The organism is Nocardioides lianchengensis (genome assembly GCF_900101465.1).
Taxonomy (GTDB): Bacteria; Actinomycetota; Actinomycetes; order Propionibacteriales; family Nocardioidaceae; genus Nocardioides; species Nocardioides lianchengensis.
In genome coordinates this window covers 1-20,781 of sequence record NZ_FMZM01000001.1, presented here as the reverse complement: position 1 = coordinate 20,781, position 20,781 = coordinate 1, and the positions used below count along the sequence as shown (strand labels likewise).

General features: G+C 73.7%; 22 protein-coding genes. 10 read left to right on the top strand and 12 right to left on the bottom strand.

The window, feature by feature from the left end:
• Nucleotides 1-20: 20 nt before the first annotated feature.
• Nucleotides 21-1,043: a PseG/SpsG family protein gene (locus BLT76_RS00110; protein ID WP_090849530.1), complete on the top strand. Its 1,023-nt coding sequence runs from the start codon at nucleotides 21-23 to the stop codon at nucleotides 1,041-1,043.
• Here the strand turns inward: BLT76_RS00110 and BLT76_RS00105 are convergent.
• The 7 genes from BLT76_RS00105 to BLT76_RS00075 all read right to left on the bottom strand — a co-directional run bounded on the left by BLT76_RS00105 (nucleotide 1,036) and on the right by BLT76_RS00075 (nucleotide 7,790).
• Nucleotides 1,036-2,091: an N-acetylneuraminate synthase family protein gene (locus BLT76_RS00105; protein ID WP_170866885.1), complete on the bottom strand. Its 1,056-nt coding sequence runs from the start codon at nucleotides 2,089-2,091 to the stop codon at nucleotides 1,036-1,038. The two genes, BLT76_RS00110 and BLT76_RS00105, sit on opposite strands and share 8 nt — an antisense overlap.
• A gap of 73 nt (nucleotides 2,092-2,164) precedes the next feature.
• On the bottom strand, nucleotides 2,165-2,647 hold the full coding sequence (locus tag BLT76_RS00100; RefSeq protein WP_170866884.1) for a GNAT family N-acetyltransferase: 483 nt from the start codon (nucleotides 2,645-2,647) through the stop codon (nucleotides 2,165-2,167).
• Nucleotides 2,644-3,345, bottom strand: coding sequence for a pseudaminic acid cytidylyltransferase (gene pseF, locus BLT76_RS00095; RefSeq protein ID WP_090849526.1), 702 nt, complete (start codon nucleotides 3,343-3,345; stop codon nucleotides 2,644-2,646). Before pseF ends, BLT76_RS00100 begins: the two co-directional genes overlap by 4 nt.
• Nucleotides 3,346-3,399: 54 nt before the next feature.
• The gene (lon, locus tag BLT76_RS00090) at nucleotides 3,400-5,724 is read right to left on the bottom strand and encodes an endopeptidase La (RefSeq protein WP_090849524.1); all 2,325 of its coding nucleotides are present in this window, start codon (nucleotides 5,722-5,724) and stop codon (nucleotides 3,400-3,402) included.
• Nucleotides 5,725-6,061: 337 nt separating this feature from the next.
• Nucleotides 6,062-6,907 carry a trehalose-phosphatase gene (otsB, locus tag BLT76_RS00085; protein ID WP_090849522.1) on the bottom strand — a complete coding sequence of 282 codons (846 nt, stop codon included), beginning with the start codon at nucleotides 6,905-6,907 and terminating at the stop codon, nucleotides 6,062-6,064.
• 83 nt (nucleotides 6,908-6,990) lie between these two features.
• A complete protein-coding gene (locus BLT76_RS00080) occupies nucleotides 6,991-7,482 on the bottom strand; it encodes a LytR C-terminal domain-containing protein (RefSeq protein WP_090849520.1) in 492 nt (163 codons plus the stop codon).
• Nucleotides 7,483-7,490: 8 nt separating this feature from the next.
• Nucleotides 7,491-7,790: a nucleoid-associated protein NapA gene (locus tag BLT76_RS00075; RefSeq protein ID WP_090849518.1), complete on the bottom strand. Its 300-nt coding sequence runs from the start codon at nucleotides 7,788-7,790 to the stop codon at nucleotides 7,491-7,493.
• Nucleotides 7,791-7,902: 112 nt separating this feature from the next.
• Here BLT76_RS00075 and BLT76_RS00070 point away from each other — a divergent pair, with 112 nt between their 5' ends.
• Entirely contained in the window at nucleotides 7,903-8,913 is a 1,011-nt protein-coding gene (locus tag BLT76_RS00070) for a Gfo/Idh/MocA family protein (RefSeq protein WP_090849516.1), read from the top strand.
• Here BLT76_RS00070 and BLT76_RS00065 read toward each other — a convergent pair.
• Nucleotides 8,895-9,548 carry a sensor domain-containing protein gene (locus tag BLT76_RS00065; RefSeq protein ID WP_139175356.1) on the bottom strand — a complete coding sequence of 218 codons (654 nt, stop codon included), beginning with the start codon at nucleotides 9,546-9,548 and terminating at the stop codon, nucleotides 8,895-8,897. The genes BLT76_RS00070 and BLT76_RS00065 overlap by 19 nt on opposite strands.
• Nucleotides 9,549-9,664: 116 nt before the next feature.
• On the opposite strand from BLT76_RS00065, the gene BLT76_RS00060 reads away from it, so the two are divergent.
• The 6 genes from BLT76_RS00060 (at nucleotide 9,665) to BLT76_RS00035 (ending at nucleotide 16,371) form a co-directional block, all read left to right on the top strand.
• Entirely contained in the window at nucleotides 9,665-11,092 is a 1,428-nt protein-coding gene (locus BLT76_RS00060; protein ID WP_090849512.1) for an alpha,alpha-trehalose-phosphate synthase (UDP-forming), read from the top strand.
• Complete coding sequence (locus tag BLT76_RS00055; RefSeq protein WP_090849510.1) at nucleotides 11,092-11,499, top strand: GNAT family N-acetyltransferase; 408 nt, start codon at nucleotides 11,092-11,094, stop codon at nucleotides 11,497-11,499. Before BLT76_RS00060 ends, BLT76_RS00055 begins: the two co-directional genes overlap by 1 nt.
• A 9-nt stretch (nucleotides 11,500-11,508) precedes the next feature.
• Nucleotides 11,509-12,729, top strand: a complete 1,221-nt coding sequence (locus BLT76_RS00050) for an alpha/beta fold hydrolase (protein ID WP_090849508.1) — start codon at nucleotides 11,509-11,511, stop codon at nucleotides 12,727-12,729.
• 88 nt (nucleotides 12,730-12,817) lie between these two features.
• Nucleotides 12,818-13,555 carry a D-Ala-D-Ala carboxypeptidase family metallohydrolase gene (locus BLT76_RS00045; protein WP_090849506.1) on the top strand — a complete coding sequence of 246 codons (738 nt, stop codon included), beginning with the start codon at nucleotides 12,818-12,820 and terminating at the stop codon, nucleotides 13,553-13,555.
• A 60-nt stretch (nucleotides 13,556-13,615) separates the two neighbouring features.
• Nucleotides 13,616-14,926, top strand: a complete 1,311-nt coding sequence (locus BLT76_RS00040) for an MFS transporter (RefSeq protein WP_090849504.1) — start codon at nucleotides 13,616-13,618, stop codon at nucleotides 14,924-14,926.
• Complete coding sequence (locus BLT76_RS00035) at nucleotides 14,926-16,371, top strand: pyridoxal phosphate-dependent decarboxylase family protein (protein ID WP_090849502.1); 1,446 nt, start codon at nucleotides 14,926-14,928, stop codon at nucleotides 16,369-16,371. The genes BLT76_RS00040 and BLT76_RS00035 overlap by 1 nt, the downstream gene beginning before the upstream one ends.
• Nucleotides 16,372-16,582: 211 nt before the next feature.
• Here BLT76_RS00035 and BLT76_RS00030 read toward each other — a convergent pair whose 3' ends face one another.
• From BLT76_RS00030 to BLT76_RS00020, 3 genes are read right to left on the bottom strand one after another with little or no spacing between them, the layout of a single operon-like run.
• A complete protein-coding gene (locus BLT76_RS00030) occupies nucleotides 16,583-17,518 on the bottom strand; it encodes a carbohydrate kinase family protein (protein WP_090849500.1) in 936 nt (311 codons plus the stop codon).
• On the bottom strand, nucleotides 17,515-18,162 hold the full coding sequence (locus tag BLT76_RS00025) for a class II aldolase/adducin family protein (protein ID WP_090849498.1): 648 nt from the start codon (nucleotides 18,160-18,162) through the stop codon (nucleotides 17,515-17,517). Before BLT76_RS00025 ends, BLT76_RS00030 begins: the two co-directional genes overlap by 4 nt.
• The gene (locus tag BLT76_RS00020) at nucleotides 18,159-18,788 is read right to left on the bottom strand and encodes a TetR/AcrR family transcriptional regulator (RefSeq protein WP_090849496.1); all 630 of its coding nucleotides are present in this window, start codon (nucleotides 18,786-18,788) and stop codon (nucleotides 18,159-18,161) included. Before BLT76_RS00020 ends, BLT76_RS00025 begins: the two co-directional genes overlap by 4 nt.
• Nucleotides 18,789-18,887: 99 nt before the next feature.
• Here BLT76_RS00020 and BLT76_RS00015 point away from each other — a divergent pair, with 99 nt between their 5' ends.
• A complete protein-coding gene (locus BLT76_RS00015) occupies nucleotides 18,888-19,253 on the top strand; it encodes a VOC family protein (protein WP_090849494.1) in 366 nt (121 codons plus the stop codon).
• A 16-nt stretch (nucleotides 19,254-19,269) separates the two neighbouring features.
• On the top strand, nucleotides 19,270-19,701 hold the full coding sequence (locus BLT76_RS00010) for a VOC family protein (protein ID WP_090849491.1): 432 nt from the start codon (nucleotides 19,270-19,272) through the stop codon (nucleotides 19,699-19,701).
• A 61-nt stretch (nucleotides 19,702-19,762) separates the two neighbouring features.
• On the opposite strand, the gene BLT76_RS00005 is transcribed toward BLT76_RS00010, so the two are convergent.
• On the bottom strand, nucleotides 19,763-20,781 hold a 1,019-nt coding region (locus BLT76_RS00005), incomplete at its 5' end, for a YncE family protein (RefSeq protein WP_211752651.1).

Genomic DNA, 20,781 nt, shown 5'->3' with positions numbered 1-20,781 from the left:
GCGCCCCGACGATGACGACCGTGGCGTTCCTGTGCGACCTCGGCCCCGTCCGCGGCACCGGCCACGTCATGCGCTGCGTGGCGCTCGCCGAGGAGCTCGCCGCCCGCGGTGTCCGGTGCGAGGTCGTCGCCGACTTCGAGAGCGTCCCGTGGGCGGCCGACCAGGTGGCCGCGCGCGGCTTCGGCGTCCACCCGGCCGCGGGTCCCGTGACGGACGCGCTCCCGGTGCTGGAGGCACTCGGGGCGCACGCGACGGTGCTCGACTCGTACGTCGCCACCCCCGCGCTCAGCGCGCGACTGGGGGCCGGAGGCCGACCGGTCCTGGCCGTGGTCGACCGCGACGCGCGGGACCTGGTGGCCGACCTCTACCTCGACCAGAACCTGGGGGTCACGCCCGCGGACTACCCCCCGGGGCTGCCGGTGCTGACCGGCCCGCGCTACGCCCTCGTCCGCGACGAGGTGCTGCGCCTGCGACCCCCCGCCCCGCTCGCGGTACGGCGAGCGTCGCGCCCCCAGGTGCTCGCCTACTTCGGCGGCACCGACGCCTACGGGGCCGGGCCGGTGGTGGCGACGGCGCTGGCGCGGACCGGGGTGGCGATGGACGTCACCGTCGTCGCACCGCGGCGCGAGCTGCGCGACGCGGTCGCCGAGGCGCCGTGGACCAGCGGACAGCGGCTCACCGTGACCGGTCCGCCCCCGTCCCTGATGGCACTCGCCGTCCGCGCCGACCTGGTCGTGAGTGCGTCCGGGACGTCCCTGGTCGAGCTGGCCTGCCTGGGCTGCGCCTGCGCGCTGGTCTCGGTGGTCGACAACCAGGAGGAGGGCTACCGGCTGGCGACCAGCACCGGCCTGGCGGTCGGCATCGGCCGTCTCTCGGCCCTGCGCCGGGACACCGACGAGGCCGTCACCGCCTTGCGCGGCGTGCTCGGCGACGACGCCCAGCAGCACCGACTGCGTCAGGCGGGCTGGGCCCTGGTGGACGGCCGGGGCCGGGGCCGGGCGGCCGACCGGCTGCTCGGGCTCCTCGAGTCCCGGGTCACTTGAACGAGTCCCACGTCAGGGGGGTGTTCGCGGGCAGGTCCTCGCTGAGCGCCATCCCGACGACGGCGTCGAGGTAGCGCGGCGCCAGGCCCGTGCCGGGCCGCACGATCTTCACGTCCTCGGCCGTCACCCGCTCCCCCGCGCTCATGGCGCGCGCGAGGATGAGGGAGCGGATCGCCGTACGACGCTCGGCGACCTCGCCGCCCACGACGTGCTTGCGCGCCGAGCCGGGCTCCCCGAGCGCGAGGTGCGCGTCGGCCAGGGCCCGGGTCAGCGCCCCGACCTCCGCGATCGGCAGGCTGAACCAGTGGTCCGGGCCGTCGTCGTCCTGGGAGGGGGTCACGTGCTTCTCGACGATGCCGGCACCGAGGGCGACCGCCGCGATCGCGGCCGTCGACCCGAGGCTGTGGTCGGAGAGCCCGATGACGGCCTCGGGGTACATCTGCTGCAGCAGCGGGATCGCGCGCAGGTTCATCTCGTCGATCGGCGCGGGGTACTCGGCGACGCAGTGGAGCAGGCTCAGGCTCGCGACGCCCTCGCCGAGGAGGGTCTCGACAGCCTCGTCCGCCTCGCTCAGGGTGCACTTGCCCAGCGACAGGATCACCGGCTTGCCGGTCCGGGCGAGGTGCCGCAGGAACGGCAGGTGGCCGACGTCGGAGGCGGCCACCTTGTAGCCGGGCACCCCGACGCTCTCCAGGTAGTCGACGCCGTCCTCGCTGAACGGCGTGGCGAACGAGACCATGCCCAGCTCCTCGCCGAGCGCCATCAGGTCGCGGACCGCCTCGCGCGGGAGCGACAGCCGGTCGAACATCGGCCCGATCCGCTCGGTCCGCTGCCGTCCGGCCGGTCCCCAGGTCACGTCGCGGTCGTGGTCGGCGACGAGCTCGGCCGCCGTGTAGAGCTGGAACTTGATCGCCTCGGCGCCCTGCTCGGCCAGCGCCCGGACCATGGTCTCGGCCTTGACGACGTCGCCGTCGTGGTTGGCGCCGATCTCCGCGACCAGGAGCGGCGGGTGCGGCTCCCCGGCCGTCCGGTGACCCAGTGTGAACATGATCCGCCCTTCCGATCGAGTACGCCGCGTACAGCATGGCGCACCCCCACGCGCCCGCCTCGGGCAGGCTCGCTCAGACCGGGCGAGCGAGCGCGACGACCCCGTCGTCGCGGCCCAGCTCGTCGTACCCGAGGCCGGCGAAGAGCCGCAGCGAGGCCGCGTTCTCCTCGCGCACATGCGCGAGGAGGCGGATCACCTCGGGCCACGGGAGGGCGCCGCGGACGAGCCGGAGCGCCTCGGCCCCGACCCCGCGTCCGCGCACGTGCTCGGCGAGCCCGATCGACACCTCCGCGTCCCCGCCGGAGCGGTCGAGCCGCACCTGGCCGACCGGGGTCCCGTCGAGCTCCACGATGAGCAGCCGACAGGTCTCGTCGGCGAGGCGCCGCTCGAGCCAGGAGCGGTGGGCAGCGGGTTCGATGACGTCCTGGGTCAGGGAGGCGGCGCGCGTGGACCGCTCGTTGCGCCAGGCCAGCAGCCGGTCCGCGTCGTCGAAGCGCGCCGGTCGCAGCCGGAGCCCGTGGGGGCCGTGGGGGCCGTGGGGGCTGTCCGGGCTCACGGCTGCTCGCCGCCGGCCACGAGCGCGGCGTACATGAGCTCGGCCCGGGTCCAGTCCGCCGGGGTGTCGATGTCCTGCACGCGGTGGCGAGGCAGGCGCACCGGTCTCATGCCGGCCGGCCAGAGGCTCCGGGTGGCCCGCAGCACCGGCACCGGCGTCCAGTAGAACTGGCCGGCGTCGTGCAGCGCCTCCGGCAGGTCCTGCGACCGCGTGCCCGCGTGCTCCGGCCACAGCACCCGCAGCGCACCGTCCTCGGCCAGGCCGAACGCGCGGTGGACCGGGAAGTCGAACTCCGTGACGGACACCGCTCCCGGGTGCCCCTGGGCGAGCACCTCGAGACCGGCCACCAGGTCGGCCGCGCGGATGAACGGGGCGGTCGCGAAGAGGGTGCACACGTGGTCGTACGACGAGCCGGCCCGCTCCAGCTCGTCGACCGCGTGCAGGACCACGTCGACCATCGGGGTGACGGCGTCGGCGATCTCCCCCGGTCGCAGGAACGGGGTCCGGGCGCCCAGCGATCGAGCGACGGCCGCGATCTCCTCGTCGTCGGTGGTCACCACGACGTCGTCGAAGAGCTGCGAATCGAGGGCCGCGTCGACGGCGTAGGCGAGGACGGGACGGCCGGCGAACGGTCGGATGTTCTTGCGCGGGATGCGCTGGCTGCCACCCCGCGCCGGGATGACCGCCACGTTCCGCACGGCGTCATCCAAGCACATCGTCCGTCCGCCGGCCGCCGTCGTCGGCTCCCGTCCTCAGGCCGCCGCGTGGGCCTCCGCGCCGGCGGTCCCAGCCGGGGTCAGCGCCCCCCGGACGACGTCCAGCACGTCACCCACCACGTGCACGGTGACCGACTCCAGGACGTCCGCGGGGACGTCGTCGAGGTCCGGCTCGTTGCGCAGCGGCACGAACACCTCGGTGAGGCCGGCCCGCTGGGCGGCGAGCAGCTTCTGCTTCAGCCCGCCGATCGGGAGCACCCGGCCGTTGAGCGTGACCTCACCGGTCATGCCGACCTCGGAGCGCACCGGCCGGCCGGTCGCGAGGGAGGTGAGCGCGGTGACCATGGTGATGCCCGCGGACGGGCCGTCCTTGGGCGTGGCGCCCGCGGGCACGTGCACGTGGATCGCCTTCTCGAAGAACGCCGGGTCGACGCCGAGCACGTCGGCGTGGGCCCGCACGAAGGAGAGCGCGATCTGGGCGGACTCCTTCATCACGTCGCCGAGCTGGCCGGTCAGGGTGAGGCCGGACTTGCCGTCGCTGGCGCTCGCCTCGATGAACAGGACGTCGCCACCCAGGCCCGTCACGGCCAGGCCGGTCGCGACACCCGGGACCGAGGTCCGCTCGTGCGCCTCCGGCGTGAACCGCGGCCGCCCGATCAGCTCCTTGAGGTCCGGCTCGTCCACGTCGAGACGCTCGGCGCCCGTGGCCAGCTTGGTCGCCGCCTTCCGCAGCGCCTTGGCCAGCAGCCGCTCCATCTGCCGTACGCCGGCCTCGCGGGTGTAGTTCGCCGCCAGCTCGCGCAGCGCCGCGTCGGTGATGGTGAACTCCTCGGGCGTCACCGCCGCCCGCTCCAGCTGCCGGGGCAGCAGGAAGTCACGGGCGATGGCGACCTTGTCGTCCTCGGTATAGCCGTCGAGGGTGACCAGCTCCATCCGGTCCAGCAGCGCGCTGGGGATCTGCTCGACCACGTTGGCCGTGGCGATGAACAGCACGTCGGACAGGTCCAGGTCGAGCTCGAGGTAGTGGTCGCGGAAGGTGTGGTTCTGCGCCGGGTCCAGCACCTCCAGCAGCGCCGCGGCCGGGTCGCCGCGGTAGTCCGCGCCGACCTTGTCGACCTCGTCGAGCAGCACGACCGGGTTCATCGAGCCGGCCTCCTTGATCGCCCGCACGATGCGTCCGGGCAGCGCGCCGACGTACGTCCGGCGGTGGCCGCGGACCTCGGCCTCGTCGCGCACGCCGCCGAGGGCGACGCGGACGAACTTCCGGCCCAGGGCCCGGGCCACGGACTCGCCGAGCGAGGTCTTGCCGACTCCGGGAGGGCCGGCGAGCAGGATCACCGCGCCGGAGCCGCGGCCGCCCACGACCTGCAGGCCGCGCTCGGCGCGCCGGGAGCGGACGGCCAGGTACTCGACGATCCGGTCCTTGACCTCCTCCAGCCCGTGGTGGTCGGCGTCGAGGACCGCGCGGGCCGCGACCACGTCGGTCGAGTCCTCGGTGGTGACGTGCCAGGGCAGGTCCAGGACGGTGTCGAGCCAGGTGCGGATCCACCCGGTCTCGGGGCTCTGCTCGCTGGAGCGCTCGAGCTTGTCGACCTCCTTGAGCAGCGAGGTGCGCACGGCCTCCGGGACGTCGGCGGCCTCGACCCGGGCCCGGTAGTCCTCGGACCCCTCGGGCTCGCCCTCGCCGAGCTCCTTGCGGATGGCGGCGAGCTGCTGGCGCAGCAGGTACTCGCGCTGCGTCTTCTCCATGCCCTCGCGGACGTCGTTGCCGATCTTGTCGGTCAGCTCGGACTCGGCCAGGTGCTCGCGGGTCCACTCGATCAGGGTCTCCAGCCGCCGCTCGACGTCGGGCTGCTCCAGGAGCTCGCGCTTGCGCTCGATGGAGAGGTACGGCGCGTAGCCGGCCGCGTCCGCGATCTGCGCCGGGTCGGTCATGCCGTGCACCTGGTCGATGACCTGCCAGGCCTCCCGGCGCTGCAGGACCGCGACGACCAGCCGCTTGTACTCCTCGGCGAGCTCGTGGGCCCGCTCGGAGACGACCTCGTCGACGGGCTCGACCTCGACCCACAGGGCGGCACCGGGGCCGGTCACCCCGCTGCCGATCTCGGCGCGCTGCTCGGCCTTGAGGACCGCGGCGGGGGCGCCACCGGAGAAGCGGCCGACCCGCTCGATGGTCGCGACCACGCCGTACGACGCGTAGCGGTCCTCGAGCCGGGGCGCGACGAGCACCCGCTCGTCGCCGCTGCTCTGGGCGGCGTCGATCGCGGCCCGAGCGGCCTCGTCGAGCTCGATGGGGACGACCATGCCGGGCAGCACGACCAGGTCGGTGACGAACAGGACGGGAAGACGCGTGACAGACATGCGTCCCTCACTTTCGGCGAAGTTGAGTAGTACCGGCTCAACTACCGAGAGGCCTCTCCTGTTCCGGAGAGTGCCTCCGTTCACCGTGGGCGAACAGGGGGTGTCGGGAAAGGCCGGGAACGTCCTAGTTCCCCGGTGAACCGGGGAACTAGGACCGAGGCGACGCCACGGCTGACCCCCGGCACGTCCCACCAGCACCACGAACCACCCTGGTTCGGACCTCCCGGCCTTTCCCTGACGTTCCCGGGCATCGCGTTGCCCGGGAACGTCCAGTTCTCCCTGAGGAGGACGCCGCCGCCGGGTTGGCCGATGCACCCGGCGGACCCGCCGTACGACGTCAGGCCCGCAGGTCCCGCGCGTCCGCGGTCAGCTGCCGCAGCAGGTCGAGCACGCCCTCGGGGCCGTGGACGACGACGTCGGAGTGCTCGACGAGCGCGGACTGCTCGTCGGAGGCGGAGCAGACGAGCAGGGTGGGCATGCCGTCCTTGGCCATCTTGGCCACCGCGTCGAAGGCCTCGAGGTCGCCCAGGTCGTCACCGGCGAAGAGGAAGCCGCCGGCGCCCACCTCGTCGGCCAGGGTGCGGACCGCCTGGCCCTTGTCCATGCCGGGGGCGCGGACCTCGATGACGTTGCGGCCGGGTTCGAGCACCAGGCCGTTGCGGCCGGCCAGCTCGCGCAGCAGCGGGAGCAGCCGGTCGTAGGCCGCGTCGCGGTCGGGCAGCCGGCGGGTGTGCACGGCGTGGGCCAGGCCCTTGTCCTCGACGAACGCGTCGGACGCCTCGGCGGTGCGCAGCGCCCGGGGCAGGTCGCGCAGGAACGCCGCCAGCCCGACGGGCGGGCGCGGCGAGATGATCCGGCGGTGGGTCGAGCTCCACCGCTCGTTGCCGTACTGGCCGAAGAGGTAGAGCTCCTTGCCGGACCTCTCGATCGCGTCGCCGACCTCCTCGAGACCGCCGAGGTCGAGCGCCTGGCGGGCCGGGCGCCCGGTGACCACGGCGACCGCGGCGACCTGCGCCGCGAGGTCGACCAGCACCTCGCTGGCATCGGGGTGGATGTGCGCGGCGGCGGGGTCGTCGACGATCGGCGACAGGGTGCCGTCGAAGTCCAGCCCGACGACGGTCTCGGCCGCCGCCCGGACGAGGGCGGCCCAGCGCTGCTCCCCGACCGACGAGGTGAACTCCATGAGCCTCAGCCTGTCACGGACCGGGGCGACGTCGTACGACGTGGGTCACTCCCGAGACGAAGACCCGGTGACGAGCGGGTGGCCTAATCCAGCTCGCCGGTGAGGACCAGGGTCAGCCGGTCCTCGCGCATCCCGCTGACGGCGGGCTGGGTGCGCTTCACCCCGAGGTCGCGGGCCAGCAGCTTGGCGGCCCGCTCCAGGCGCTTCGGGAAGTAGACCGTGGAGGTCGGGATGGTGCCGTACCAGTTGTCCGAGCCCACGACCGACCAGCCCACGGTGGTCGCGCGGTCGGCGACCCGGCCGGCGAGCCCGCTGATGCCGGAGTTGTTGTAGACCTCGACGTAGACGTCGCCGCGCTTCACCGCGGGCTTGCGCGGCTTGGCGGGCGCGGAGGTCGTCGGGGCCGAGGCCGTCGGGCTGGGCGCGGCGCTGGAGGACGGCTCGGCGACCGGCGTGATCTCACGCTCGGTCGGCTCACCGCCGCGGGTGGCGACGAAGGCGATCGCCGCCATGGCGACGGCGATGATGCTGAGCATCACCACGGGAGAGGGGAAGAGCAGCCCGCGCTGGCGCATGTCGGGCCTCAGACCTCGAACCCGAGGCGGCGCGCCGAGCGCTGGCGCTGCCGGGCCGCGCGGAGCCGACGCAGCCGGCGGACCAGCAGCGGGTCGGCCTCGAGGGCCTCGGGACGGTCGATGAGGGCGTTGAGGACCTGGTAGTAGCGGGTGGAGCTCATGTCGAACTTCTCCCGGACCGCGGTCTCCTTGGCGCCGGCGTACTTCCACCACTGCCGCTCGAACTCGAGGATGTCGCGGTCGCGCTCGCTCAGGGTCGGCTCGACCTCGGCCTCGTCGGGGCCGTGGAGGGCGTTCGCGGCATCCATGCGATGTCTCCTGGGAGCGGTCGGGTGGGGGTGTCCACGCAGCACTGTACGCGGCGAACCACATTGATGTCATTCGCACCGCGGCGAGTCCCCTGATCGCTAGTCTCCAGCCATGGCCGACACGATTCGCTGGGGCATCCTGGCCACCGGCAAGATCGCCCGCTCCTTCGCCCGCGACCTGGCCCTGGTGCCCGACGCCGAGATCGCCGCCGTCGGCTCACGCCGCATCGACGCCGCCCGCGCCTTCTCCGAGGAGCACACCCGAGGTACGGCGACCGCCCACGGCTCCTACGAGGAGCTGGTCGCGGATCCGGCGGTCGACGTCGTCTACATCGCCACGCCGCACGCGCTGCACCTCGACAACGCCCGGCTGGCCTTCGAGGCCGGCAAGCACGTGCTGTGCGAGAAGCCGCTGACCCTGACCACGGCCGACGCCGAGGAGCTCTTCGCCCTGGCCCGCGAGCACGGCCGGTTCGCGATGGAGGCGATGTGGATGGCCTGCCACCCCGTCATCCGGGCCCTGGCCGAGCGGGTGCGGGCCGGAGACTTCGGCTCCCCGCGCTCGCTGCGGGCCGAGCTCGGCTTCCGGGTCGACGCGCCGCCGGAGGACCGGATGTTCGACCCCGCCCTCGGTGGCGGCGCCCTGCTCGACATGGGCATCTACCCGCTGACCTTCGCCCACCTGATGCTCGGGGAGGCCGAGCAGCTCACGGCCCAGGCCGACCTGACCGCGACCGGCATCGACCTCGACGTGGCGATCGCCGGCCGCTACCCCGGCGGCGCGGTCGCCGCGCTCACCGCTTCCATGACCTCGTGGTCCTCGCGCTCCGCGGCGATCGCGACCGACCGGGGCCGGGTCGAGGTGCCGTTCGGCTTCCACCACCCGCGCTACGCCACGTTCACCGAGCACAGCGCCCAGGGTCCGGCCCACCCCCAGCGGATCGAGGGGCTGGAGCCGGTGATCGGGAAGGGCTACGGCAACGAGATCGCCCATGTCGGCGACTGCCTGCGCCAGGGTCTGCTGGAGAGCCCCTTCGTCCCGCACGCCCAGACGCTGACCCTGATGCGGCAGCTCGACGGCCTGCGCGAGCAGGTCGGGATCCGCTACGCCGCCGACGCCTGAGCCGTCTGCGGGGCCGGGGCCGCCACCCGGGCCCGGGTGCTGAGCAGTGCGGAGGCCAGCCCGGCGTGCACGGCCGCGCACCCGCGGACCACGAACGGCAGGGTCACGACCGTGGCCAGCCCGATCGCCAGCATCAGCAGGCTCTCCGCCTGCCGACTGTCCCCCAGCCCGATCAGCTCGGCCAGCCCCTGGTCGTCGCCGTCGGGCAGCCAGCGCTGCCAGAGCCAGTAGGTCAGGCCCATCCCGGCGCTGGCCCACCAGGTCACGGTGACCACGAAGACGACCGTCCCGGTCACGAAGGACAGCAGCGACCAGAGCACGTCGAGCCAGGGCTGCGGGTCGCGCAGCGGCGTCGCCGTACGACGCAGCCAGCCGTCGCCCGGCCCCGCCGAGCGGTACGACGCCCGCGGGACGTCGGCGTCGAGCAGCCGCACCATCCGGACCCGCTCCAGCTGCGCCAGGCCGCGGGCGACGTAGAGCGTCGCGGCCAGCACGAACACGCCGACGACGGTGAACAGCAGGCCGACACCCAGCGCGAGCCCGACCACCGCGAGCACGAAGCCCACGACGCCGAGCACGAACGCGGACAGGACGTAGGCGGACTCGCGGAGGAGGCGGGTGAGGGGGTTGCTCATGACGTCCACGCTAGGGAGATCCGGGGGTGGGTACAGGGGCCCACGCCCACCACCCGGAGGTGGTGCCAGCACCACCTCCGGCCGTGCCACGACTACCGAGTGACTAGGGTGACCGCGTGTCCAACAACCTGGTGATCGTCGCCAACCGACTGCCGGTCGACCGGGTCGCGCAGGCCGACGGGACGCCCGGCTGGCGGGTCTCCCCCGGTGGCCTGGTGACCGCGATCGAGCCGGTGATGCGCGCCAACGACGGGGTCTGGATCGGCTGGCCCGGCGGCACCGAGACCGACCTCCAGCCGTTCGAGCACGACGGCATGAGCCTGGTCCCGATGACGATGACGCAGGAGGACATCCAGGGCTTCTACGAGGGATTCAGCAACGGCACCCTCTGGCCGCTCTACCACGACCTGGTCGCCAAGCCGGAGTTCCACCGGGAGTGGTGGGACTCCTACGTCGCGGTCAACCACCGCTTCGCCGAGAAGGCCGCCGAGCTGGCCGCCGAGGGCGCGACGGTGTGGGTGCACGACTACCAGCTGCAGCTGGTGCCGCAGATGCTCCGCGAGCTCCGCCCCGACCTCCGGATCGGCTTCTACCTCCACATCCCGTTCCCGCCGGCCGAGCTGTTCCAGCAGCTGCCGTGGCGCCGCCAGCTGCTCGAGGGCCTGCTCGGCGCCGACCTGGTCGGGTTCCAGCTCCCCGGCGCCGCGCAGAACTTCGTCCGCCTGGTCCGCCAGCGGGTCGGCCACAAGACCCACCGCGACCTGGTCTACCTGCCCGACGGCCGCACCGTGCAGGCCGCCGCCTTCCCGATCTCCATCGACGCCGCCGGCTTCGAGGAGCTGGCCCGCTCCGAGTCCGTCGGGAAGCGCGCCACCGAGATCCGCGAGGCGCTCGGCAACCCGCGCAAGGTATTCCTCGGCATCGACCGGCTCGACTACACCAAGGGCATCTACGCCCGACTGCGCGCGTTCAGCGAGCTGATCGCCGACGGCCACCTCGACGTCGAGGACGCGGTCTTCGTCCAGGTGGCCGTGCCCTCGCGCGAGCAGGTCGAGCAGTACCGCATCCTGCGCGACGACATCGACCGCCTGGTCGGCCGGATCAACGGCGACCTCGGACGGATCGGCCGGCCGGCCATCAGCTACCTGCACTCGTCGTACCCGCGCGAGGAGATGGCCGCGCTCTACCGGATGGCCGACATCCTCGCGGTGACGCCGTACCGCGACGGGATGAACCTGGTCGCCAAGGAGTACGTCGCCTGCAAGTACGACAACGAGGGCGCCCTGGTGCTCTCCGAGTTCGCGGGCGCCGCCGACGAGCTGCGGCAGGCCTGGCTGGTGAACCCCTACGACATCAACGGCATGAAGTCGGCCATGCTCGAGGCCTACCAGGCCGACGAGCGCGAGATCACCCGGCGGATGAAGGCGATGCGCAAGACCGTCACCCAGAACGACGTCGCGGCCTGGGCCGACAGCTTCATGAGCGAGCTGTCCGACGTACCGTCCTCGCACGGCAAGGCCGTGCGCCCCGCGAAGCGGTCCTGATGCTCGAGATCTCCACCGACGCGACGCGCCTCGACGTCGACACCGTCCACCACTGGCTCTCGACCGACGCCTACTGGTCCCTGGGCCGGCCACGGGAGGTCGTCGAGACCTCGATCGCCAACTCCCTGTGCTTCGGGGCGTACGACGACGGTGAGCTGGTCGGCTTCGCGCGGCTGGTGACCGACCGGGCCACCTTCGCCTGGCTCTGCGACGTGTACGTCGTCGCCGAGCGCCGCGGCCAGGGCGTCGGCACCGCGATCATGGACGCCATCGACCAGGAGCTGGTCGGTCGGCACATCAAGCGCGCCCTGCTGGTGACCACCTCCTCGCCCGGGCTCTACGAGCGCTACGGCTACCAGCCGGTCGACGGCGGCGGGACCGTGATGGGCCGCAGCTACCAGGAGTAGCGTCGGACCATGGACCTGATCCCCAAGCCCGACCAGGTCGTCTCGGCCGCGAGCAACGTCGCCCACCAGCTCTTCTACGGCGGTCTCGCCGACCTGCGGCCGATGGCCCGGACCCTGGTCGACGAGGGCCCGCAGCGGCAGGTCTACCACTACCGCCCCTCCGCCACCGCCCGCCCGCAGGGCGACCCGGTGCTGCTGGTCACCCCGCTGGCCGCGCCGGCGATCTGCTTCGACCTGCGGCGCGGCTGCTCCCTGGTCGAGCACCTCGTCGAGCAGGGCCGCCCCACCTACCTCGTCGAGTACGGCGGCGTCGCGTTCCGCGACCGCAACCTCGGCATGGAGCACTGGGTCGACGAGGTGCTGCCCCGCGCGATCGAGGAGGCGTCCGCCCACGCGGGGGGCCGCCCGGTGCACGTGGTGGGCTGGAGCCTGGGCGGGATCTTCGCGCTGCTCGCCGCGGCCGACCGGCCGGACCTGCCGATCGCCTCGCTGAGCGCCGTCGGGTCCCCGACCGACGTCTCGCTGGTCCCCCTGGTCGCCCCGCTCCGGCCGCTGCTGGAGCTGACCGGCGGCCGCGGGCTGGTCACCCGGACCTACCGGGCCGTCGGGGCCGCGCCGGTCCCGCTGGTGCGGTGGGCCTTCCAGCTGTCGTCGTTCCAGAAGCTGGTCACCAAGCCGCTGGCCGTCGCGACCCACCTCGACGACGCCGACTTCCTCGCCCAGCTCGAGGCGGTCGACCGGTTCACCGACCAGATGTCGGCGTATCCCGGCCGCTCGTTCGGGCAGCTCTACCACCGGTTCATCAAGGGCAACGCGCTCGTCGGCGGCTCGATGGAGCTCGGAGGGCGGACGATCTCGCTGTCGGCGATCACGGCGCCGGTGCTGGTCCTCGCGGGCGCCACCGACGGGATCGCCCCGGTCGCGGCGGTGCGCGCGGTGCTGCCGCACCTCTCGGGGTCGCGGGAGCCCCGGTTCGAGATCGTCCCGGGCGGCCACCTCGGCATGCTCACCGGCCGCGCGGCCCGCACCAGCACCTGGGCGGTGCTCGACGAGTGGGTCGACGAGTGGTCCGGGGCGGCCGTCGTGCCGCCGCGGAAGCGGGCGGCCGCGAGGAAGAAGGCGCCGGCGAAGAAGGCCGCGCCGCGCAAGAAGGCCGCGAGCAAGGAGGCGATCGGGGCCAACCCGACCCGCCGCTACGGGTCGGGCGGGTCGCGGGCGCTGTCGCGCTGATCCCGCGCCGACGGATCCTTCCGGTGTCGGGTGTCGGCGATCCGTGGCAGGGTCGAACGGGTTCTGACCCCTCTCGGAAGGTCCGACCATGTCCCTGCTCCGCCGCGCTCTCGCCGCCCTCGCGCTGGTCGTCACCAGCCTCGTGGTGGTCGCCGCGAACCCACCGGCCGCGCACGCCGACGAGTGCTACTCCTGGTCCCGCAACCTGTCCTCCGGCGCGACCGGCGCCGACGTCACCGAGCTCCAGGCCCGGGTGGCCGGCTGGGCCGGCTCCGGCGTCAACATGGGGGTCGACGGCTCCTTCGGCCCGCAGACCGAGCAGGCGGTGCGCAACTTCCAGGCCGCCTACGGCCTGGGTGCCGACGGCGTGGCCGGGGCCGCGACGTACGCGAAGATCTACGAGCTCCAGGACGCCGACTGCTCGACCGCCCACTTCGACTGGGCCGAGGTCAGCGGCGGCTGCGGCCAGGGCGGCTACTCCGGCGGCTCGGTGTCGGCGGCCCAGGTGCAGGAGAACCTGAAGCGCTCGATGTGGAAGGCCGAGGCGCTGCGCCAGCGGCTCGGCAACGTGCCACTCACCGTCAACAGCGGCTTCCGCTCCCAGGCCTGCGACCGGCAGGTCGGCGGCAGCGGCACCGGCCAGCACACCTACGGCAACGCCCTCGACTTCGCGGCCGTGAGCGGCGGGTTCTGCCCGGTCGCCCAGCAGGCCACGCACGTCGGGTACGGCGGCATCTTCGGCCCGGGCTACCCCGACCACGACGACCACGTGCACGTCGACCTGCGGGGCGGGCGGAGCTGGAGCGCGCCGAACTGCGGGATCTGACGTCTCGACGGGCGGCGGTTTCCCCGGTTCACCGGGGAGACTGCCGCTAGCCTCCCGCAGGTGACCGACCACGTCCTGCCCCGCAGCGTCCGGATCGGCTACGGCTCGGGCTCCGTCGCGACGGGCGCCTTCGGCACCGTCCCGGGCCTGATGCTGCTGCCGTATCTCACCGACGAGGTCGGCATCGCCGCGATCGCCGCCGGCTTCATCGTGTTCCTGCCGAAGGCGTGGGACGTGGTCCTCAACCCGGTCGCCGGCCGGATCAGCGACCGCACCGTCGACCCGCGCGGGCCGCGCCGCCCGTGGCTGCTGCGGGCCGGCATCGCGCTCGCGGTCTGCTTCGCGCTCCTGTTCGCCGCGCCCGACATGGCCACCGGACTGGAGGCCGCCTGGGTGCTGGTGATGTTCCTGGCCTGCGCGTCGGCGTACGCGTTCTTCCAGGTGCCCTACGTCTCGATGCCCGCCGAGATGACCCCGTCGTACGACGAGCGCACCCGGCTGATGACCTGGCGGGTGGCGATCCTGGCCTTCACGATCCTGCTCGCGGGCGCCACCGCGCCGATCATCCGCGACGAGGTCGGCGGGCGGGACGGCTACCGGCTGATGGGCGTCGCGATGGCGGTGATCATCCTGGTGGGCGTGCTGTCGGCCTACCGCGGCACCCGGGCCGCGCCGCTCGGCACCGTCCAGCCCGGCGCCGGGACGCTGCGCGACCAGCTGCGGATCGTGGCCGGCGCGCGGGACTTCCGGCTGCTGCTGGTCACCTTCGTCGTCCAGGCGCTGGCGGTCGGCTGCGTGCTCGCCGGGGTCGACTACCTCGCCGAGGACGTGCTCGACAGCACGGGCGCCGTCACGGTGCTGTTCGCCGGCTTCGTGGGTCCGGCGCTGCTGCTGACCCCGATCTGGTCGGCCGTGGGCCAGCGGATCGGCAAGAAGCGCGGGTACGTCGCCTCCTCGCTCTTCCTCGCGGTCGGCGCCCTGGTCGCCGCGCTGGCCGACACGGCGCCGTTCGGCGTGCTGGTCGGCGCGGTCGTGCTGATGGGCGTCGGGTACGCCGGCTGTCAGGTCTTCCCGATGGCGATGATGCCGGACGCGGCGGCGGTGGACGCCCGTCGTACCGGCTCGCACCGGATCGGCGTCTACACCGGGGTGTGGACCGCCGGCGAGACCTTCGGGCTGGCCCTCGGCCCCGCGGTCTTCGCGCTGGTGCTGCAGCTCGGCGGCTATCGCTCGGGGGCGGACGCCGTCCAGCCGGACTCCGCGGTCACCGCGATCGTGCTCGGCTTCGCTCTCCTGCCCGCGATCCTGATCCTCCTCAGCCTGTGGTGGCTGAGCCGCTACTCCCTCGACGCCTCGGAGGTGTCCGCCTGATGTCCGACGTCCTCGCCCGCCTGCGCAAGCTGCAGTCCGCCGACCTGCCGGTCCACGGCGGCCGCACCCTCGCCTACGTCTACGACTCCGGGCTCGCCGAGGTCGACCGGGTCGGCCGCGAGGCGGTGGCGGCGTACGCCGGCTCCAACGGCCTCGACCCGACCGCGTTCCCGAGCCTGCTGCAGATGGAGAACGACGTGGTCGGCTTCGCCGCCGACCTGCTCGACGCGCCGCCCTCGGCCGTCGGCACGATCACGTCCGGCGGCACCGAGTCGGTGCTGCTCGCGGTGCAGTCCGCGCGCGACAGCCGGCTGGATGTCACGACGCCCACCATCGTGGTGCCGACCACCGTGCACGCCGCGTTCCACAAGGCCGCCCACTACTTCGGTGTCGAGATCCGCCAGGTCCCGGTCAGCGCCGACTTCCGCGCCGATCCGGCCGCGATGGCCGCGGCGACCGACGACTCGACCGTGCTGGTCGTGGTCAGCGCGCCGTCGTACGCGCACGGGGTCGTGGACCCGGTCGAGGCGATCGCCACTGATGCCGCCGCGCGCGGGATCCGCTGCCACGTCGACGCGTGCATCGGCGGCTGGGTGCTGCCGTACGCCGCCCGCCTCGGCCGGCCGGTCCCGCCGTGGACCTTCGCGGTCGAGGGCGTCACGTCGATCTCGGTCGACCTGCACAAGTACGGCTACGCCCCCAAGGGCACCTCGGTGCTGCTGCACCGCACGCCCGCGCACCGGCGGCCGCAGTTCTTCGCGTCCGCGTCCTGGCCGGGCTACACGATGCTGAACTCGACGATGCAGTCGACGAAGTCCGGCGGCCCGCTCGCCGGCGCCTGGGCGGTGCTGGAGACGCTGGGCGACGAGGGCTACCTACGGCTCTCGCGCGACGTCTTCGAGGCGGTCGACCGGATCGTCGCCGGGATCGCCGCGCCGCTGCGGGTCGTCGTACCGCCTGACTCGACGCTGGTCGCCCTGGCCACCGACGACTCGTGCGACCCCTTCACGATCTGCGACGAGATGGCGGCGCGCGGCTGGTACGTCCAGCCGCAGATGTCGTACGACGGCCACCGGGCCACCGTGCACCTCTCGGTCAGCGCCGCCACCCTCGCCTCGGTCGACGAGTTCCTGACCGCCCTCGGGGAGTCGGTCGCCGCCGCGGTCGCCGCGGGACCGGTGGCGGTCGACCCGGGCGTCGCCGCCTTCATCGCCGCCCTCGACCCGGCCACGCTCTCCGACGACGACTTCGACGGCCTGCTCGCCGCCTCCGGCCTGGTCGGCGAGTCCGACTCCGGCTCGCTGGAGCTGCCGGGTCGGATGGCCGAGGTGAACGCGATGCTCGACCTGGCCAGCCCGGCCATGCGCGAGGCCCTGCTGGTCGCGTTCCTCGACCGCCTGTCGCGCCCGGTGCGCGGCGCCGCGGGCGGACCGACGCCGCTGTAACGCGGTGTCCACCGCTGCGCCGCAGCACCGCAGGTGAGCGGTGGACACCGCGTGACAGCGGGGGCGGCGGGTACCGGTCATCCATGACCACCATCCCGACCGAGCCGCTGCCCGAGCCCGAGGTCGTCCCCAGCGGCGACCCCACCCCGATCCCCGACACCCCGCCGCCGGCCGAGCCCGCGCCGGTCTGAGCCGCGGGCCGACCTCGCTGTCACGACAGCTGGCGCGTCACCCCGGCCGCCACGACGGCCAGCACCGAGTCGAGCGAGTAGGACCCGGCGTCGGTGCCGAGGCCGGCCGCCACCTGGCCGGCGGTGGCGCAGCCGAGCTCGGCGGCGCCGCGCAGGTCGCGGCCGAGGGCCAGGCCGCGCAGGAAGCCGGCGGAGAAGGCGTCGCCGCAGCCGGTGGTGTCGACGACCGGGACGTCGTACGCCGGGACCTCGACGACCGAGTCGGCGGTGACGACGACGGCCCCGCGGGCACCGGCAGTCGCGGCCACGCAGCCGGCTCCGGCCTCCACCAGCGCCCGCGCGCCGTCGACCAGCGACGAGGCGCCGGTGAAGCCGAGCACCTGCTCGTCGTTGGGCAGCAGGTAGTCGGTGTGCGGCAGCGCGTCCCTGATCCAGGCGAGCATGTCGGGATCCCCGGGCGCCAGGACGTCCAGCGACGTCACGATGCCGAGCGAGCGGGCCCGGGCGAGCAGCTCGCCGGCCGCCGGACCGCCGAGGAACTCCGGCCCGCCGAGGTGCAGGTGGGTGACGCCCTCGAGCGCGTCGGCCGGCAGGTCGTCGAGGGTGAAGGCGCCGTTGGCGCCGATGCAGTGCCAGGCCGGCCGGTCGCCGTTCGGCCGGACCGGGATCACCGACGACGAGGTCTGGTGGTCGTCCTTGCGGACCAGCCCGGCCACGGAGACGCCCTCCGCGGCCAGCAGGTCGAGCAGCACCGAGGCGATCGGGTCGGTCCCGACGGCGCCGTACGACGCCACCTCGGCGCCCAGCCGCGCGAGCACGACGGCCGTGCCGCCGGCGGTGCCGGCCGGCGAGAACCGGATCTGCTCGACCAGCTGGCCGTCCGAGCCGGCGGGGATGGAATCGATCCCGATGACGTGGGTGTCGAGGACGTGCACGCCGACGGCGGCGATCTTCATGGGTTCTCCTGCGGGGTTCCGTAGCCGCGCGCGAGCGCGGCCGTGATGACGGCGACCTGGTCCTCCTCGGACAGGACGCGGACCGGGCCGAGCGCACTGGCCCGGTGGTAGAGCGCCGCCAACCACTCGAGCAGCAGCGCGTGGTCGACCGCCTGCTCCAGCGTCGTCCCGACGGTCACCGAGCCGTGGCTGGCCATCAGCGCGGCCTGGCGGCCGGCCAGCGCGTCCCGCACGTGGGCGGCCAGCTCCGGCGTCCCGAAGGTGGCGTACGGCGCGACGCGGACCGACCCGCCCAGCAGCAGCTGCTGGTAGTGGACGACCGGCAGCTCGTCGAGGACGCACGCCAGCGCCGTCGCGTACGGCGCGTGCGTGTGCACGACCGCGCTCGCGTCGGTGTCGGCGTAGACGCCGAGGTGCAGGCCCAGCTCGGAGGTCGGCTGGAGCCGGCCGGCGAGGACCCGGCCCGTGAGCGACACGACGGTGACGTCCTCGAGCCGGCACTCGGCGAGGTCCAGGCCGGAGGAGGTGACCGCGACCCGGTCACCGGAGCGCAGGGAGACGTTGCCGGCGGTGCCGATCAGCAGTCCCTCCGCGGCCAGGCGGCGGGCAGCGGAGGCGACGGCGGCGCGGAACTGGTCGGTCATGCGGCGTACCGCTCGAGGTAGGCCGTGACCATCGCGACGCCCTCGGCGACCAGCGCGCGGTCGCCCCCGGAGCGCCGCTCGTAGGCGAGCTGGAAGACCCGGTCGCCGACCTCCACCGCCAGCTCGACCAGCGGGTCGGTGAGGCTGGGGCGGACCAGGCCGAGGTCGGCGGCGTACTCCCGCAGGGTGCGCGCCACGCGCGCGTTGTGGTCGCGACCGAACTGCGCCACGGCGGCGTTGGTACGCCCGCGCAGGTAGACCTCGACGAAGGCGGGGCGGCGGTCGTAGACCTTCACGAAGGCGGCCATGGTCGCGCCCACGATCCCGGCGATCGTCCGGTCCTCCTCGGGGAGGGCGGCGAGGTCGGCGAGGACCTGCTCGTCCATCTCGGCCATGTCGCGCTCCACGAGCGCGAGCAGCACCTCCTCCTTGTCGGCGAAGTACTGGTAGAGCGAGGCGACCGGCATGCCCGAGACCCGGGCGATCTCGCGGGTCGTCAGCGCGGCGACGCCGTGCTCGAGGACGACCGCGGCCGCAGCGTCGAGGACGCCCTCGACCCGGCGGCGACTGCGGGCCTGGGTCGGGACCCGGCGGCGCGGGGCGGGCTCGACGGAGTGCAGCGACATGAGGGGAATGTAGGCCGCAGGAGTCGAACCTGACACACGTTCAGGTCAGAAGTCGGACAACGGTCGGGATCTGACCGCAATCGCCGACACCGTGGAGCCATGACCGCACCGAACCTGTTCCTGCTCTACGTCACCGACGTCGAGCGATCCACCGCGTTCTACCGCGACCTGTTCGCCATGGAGCCGCAGCTGACGACCCCGCGGTACGTGCCCTTCGAGGTCGCGCCCGGCGTGCTCTTCGCGCTCTGGAGCGGCCGGGCCGACCGGGTCGCCCCGGAGGTCGTCCGCACCTCCGAGGTCGGCCTGATGGTGCCGGGGTCGGCGGCGGCGGTGGACGAGCTGTTCACCGCCTGGACCGCGCAGGGCGCGACCGAGGTCGAGGCGCCGTACGACGACGTCTTCGGGCGGACCTTCGTGGTGGCCGACCCGGACGGCAACCTGATCCGGGTCTCGCCGCTGGACTGACCGGGTACCGGAGGCCATGGCTCTCATCGACAGCTCCGGCTTCGCCCACGTCCGCCTCACCGTCACCGACATCGCCCGCTCGAAGGCCTTCTACGACCGGGTCTTCGGCTGGCCGACCGCGGTCGACGCCTCGCCGCACGTCGACGAGCCCGGCGTCCGCGAGTCGGCCGAGCAGTTCTACGGCGGCGTCGTCTACCAGACCCCGCAGGGCACGCTCTTCGGCCTGCGGCCGGTCGGGAGCACGTCGTTCGAGTCGGCGACCACGGGCCTCGACCACGTGAGCTTCGCGGTCGGATCACGCGCCGACCTGATCAGCGCGGCCGCCGCCCTCACCGACGCCGACATCGAGCACGGCGAGGTGACCGACCTCAGTGACGCCGGCATGGCGATCCTGTCCTTCCAGGACCCCGATGACATCAACATCGAGCTGACCGCACCACTCAGCTGACCCGAGCGACAGCGACGCCGGCCCCCGGGAGGATTCCCCGGGGGCCGGCGTCGTGGGTGGCTCAGGCGCCGCGCTGCAGCTGGACCAGCCCGGTCGGGTAGCGGTCCCGCGCCGAGACGTAGACCCGCCCGTGCCGGGTGTCGACCGAGACGCCGTACACCTTGTTGCCGAAGGCGTGCGCCGACAGCCGCGCGACCTGCGAGAGGTCGGTCGTGCTGAGCACCGTCACCCCGGAGGCGTCGAAGGTCGTCGCCGCGTGGCCCAGGTAGACCCGGCCGGCGACCGGGTCGACCGCGACGGAGCGCCAGCTCGGGGCCGCCGTCGCGACCTCGCTGAGCAGGGCGTACGTCGACCCGTCCAGCACCCGGAGCCCGACCGTGCCGGCCGCGTTCTCGTTGGAGAGGTAGACCCGGTCGTGGACCGCGTCGTAGGCGACGCCGTGCGAGGTCCAGGCCGCGCCCGGGAGCTCGACCTTCTGCACCTGGGCGCCGGTCGTCGCGTCGGCCACGAGGAACCCGGTGCCGCGGGTCGCCCCGAGCACCCGGCCCCGCGCCAGGTCGACGTCGATGCCCCGCACGTTCGCGTCGAAGTCGAACGGACCCCGCTTGACCTCACCCGACGCCTGGTCGAGGACCACCCACTTGTTGGCGTAGGCGACGTACAGCTCGTCCTTGGCCTCGTCGAGCGCCACGTCGCGCACGCCCTCCTCGGCCGCGTTCGGCACCGTGATGGTGCGCAGCGTCGTGTCGGCCACCGGGTCGATCACCCGGATCCGGGCCGGCCGCTGCTCGTTGGCGACGTAGACGTGGCCGGTCGACTGCTCGACCACCGAGCCGACCGGGCGGTCGTCGGTCGCCGTGTCCGAGGCGTCCGGGATCGCGGTGAGCGACCTCGGCGTGTACGCCGTCCCCGCCGGCACCTCGGGCTCCGGCTCGGGCTCGGGCTCCGGCTCGGGGTCCGGGTTGCCGCCCTCGAGGATCCGCTCGCTGACGGTGACGGCGACCGGGACGGTCTCCTCACCCGGCGGGTTCAACCGGTGGTCCCGGTTCGACACGTAGACCCGCTGCCGCTCCTCGTCCA

Excerpts from the sequence above, each read along its gene's own strand:
- BLT76_RS00105 (WP_170866885.1), bottom strand. The coding sequence starts at position 2,091 with ATGTTCACACTGGGTCACCGGACGGCCGGGGAGCCGCACCCGCCGCTC.
- BLT76_RS00055 (WP_090849510.1), top strand. The coding sequence starts at position 11,092 with ATGCTCGAGATCTCCACCGACGCGACGCGCCTCGACGTCGACACCGTC.
- BLT76_RS00020 (WP_090849496.1), bottom strand. The coding sequence starts at position 18,788 with ATGTCGCTGCACTCCGTCGAGCCCGCCCCGCGCCGCCGGGTCCCGACC.
- otsB (WP_090849522.1), bottom strand. The coding sequence starts at position 6,907 with ATGGAGTTCACCTCGTCGGTCGGGGAGCAGCGCTGGGCCGCCCTCGTC.
- BLT76_RS00010 (WP_090849491.1), top strand. The coding sequence starts at position 19,270 with ATGGCTCTCATCGACAGCTCCGGCTTCGCCCACGTCCGCCTCACCGTC.
- BLT76_RS00075 (WP_090849518.1), bottom strand. The coding sequence starts at position 7,790 with ATGGATGCCGCGAACGCCCTCCACGGCCCCGACGAGGCCGAGGTCGAG.
- BLT76_RS00070 (WP_090849516.1), top strand. The coding sequence starts at position 7,903 with ATGGCCGACACGATTCGCTGGGGCATCCTGGCCACCGGCAAGATCGCC.
- BLT76_RS00030 (WP_090849500.1), bottom strand. The coding sequence starts at position 17,518 with ATGAAGATCGCCGCCGTCGGCGTGCACGTCCTCGACACCCACGTCATC.
- BLT76_RS00065 (WP_139175356.1), bottom strand. The coding sequence starts at position 9,548 with ATGAGCAACCCCCTCACCCGCCTCCTCCGCGAGTCCGCCTACGTCCTG.
- BLT76_RS00015 (WP_090849494.1), top strand. The coding sequence starts at position 18,888 with ATGACCGCACCGAACCTGTTCCTGCTCTACGTCACCGACGTCGAGCGA.
- BLT76_RS00080 (WP_090849520.1), bottom strand. The coding sequence starts at position 7,482 with ATGCGCCAGCGCGGGCTGCTCTTCCCCTCTCCCGTGGTGATGCTCAGC.
- BLT76_RS00050 (WP_090849508.1), top strand. The coding sequence starts at position 11,509 with ATGGACCTGATCCCCAAGCCCGACCAGGTCGTCTCGGCCGCGAGCAAC.
- BLT76_RS00045 (WP_090849506.1), top strand. The coding sequence starts at position 12,818 with ATGTCCCTGCTCCGCCGCGCTCTCGCCGCCCTCGCGCTGGTCGTCACC.
- BLT76_RS00025 (WP_090849498.1), bottom strand. The coding sequence starts at position 18,162 with ATGACCGACCAGTTCCGCGCCGCCGTCGCCTCCGCTGCCCGCCGCCTG.
- BLT76_RS00035 (WP_090849502.1), top strand. The coding sequence starts at position 14,926 with ATGTCCGACGTCCTCGCCCGCCTGCGCAAGCTGCAGTCCGCCGACCTG.
- lon (WP_090849524.1), bottom strand. The coding sequence starts at position 5,724 with ATGTCTGTCACGCGTCTTCCCGTCCTGTTCGTCACCGACCTGGTCGTG.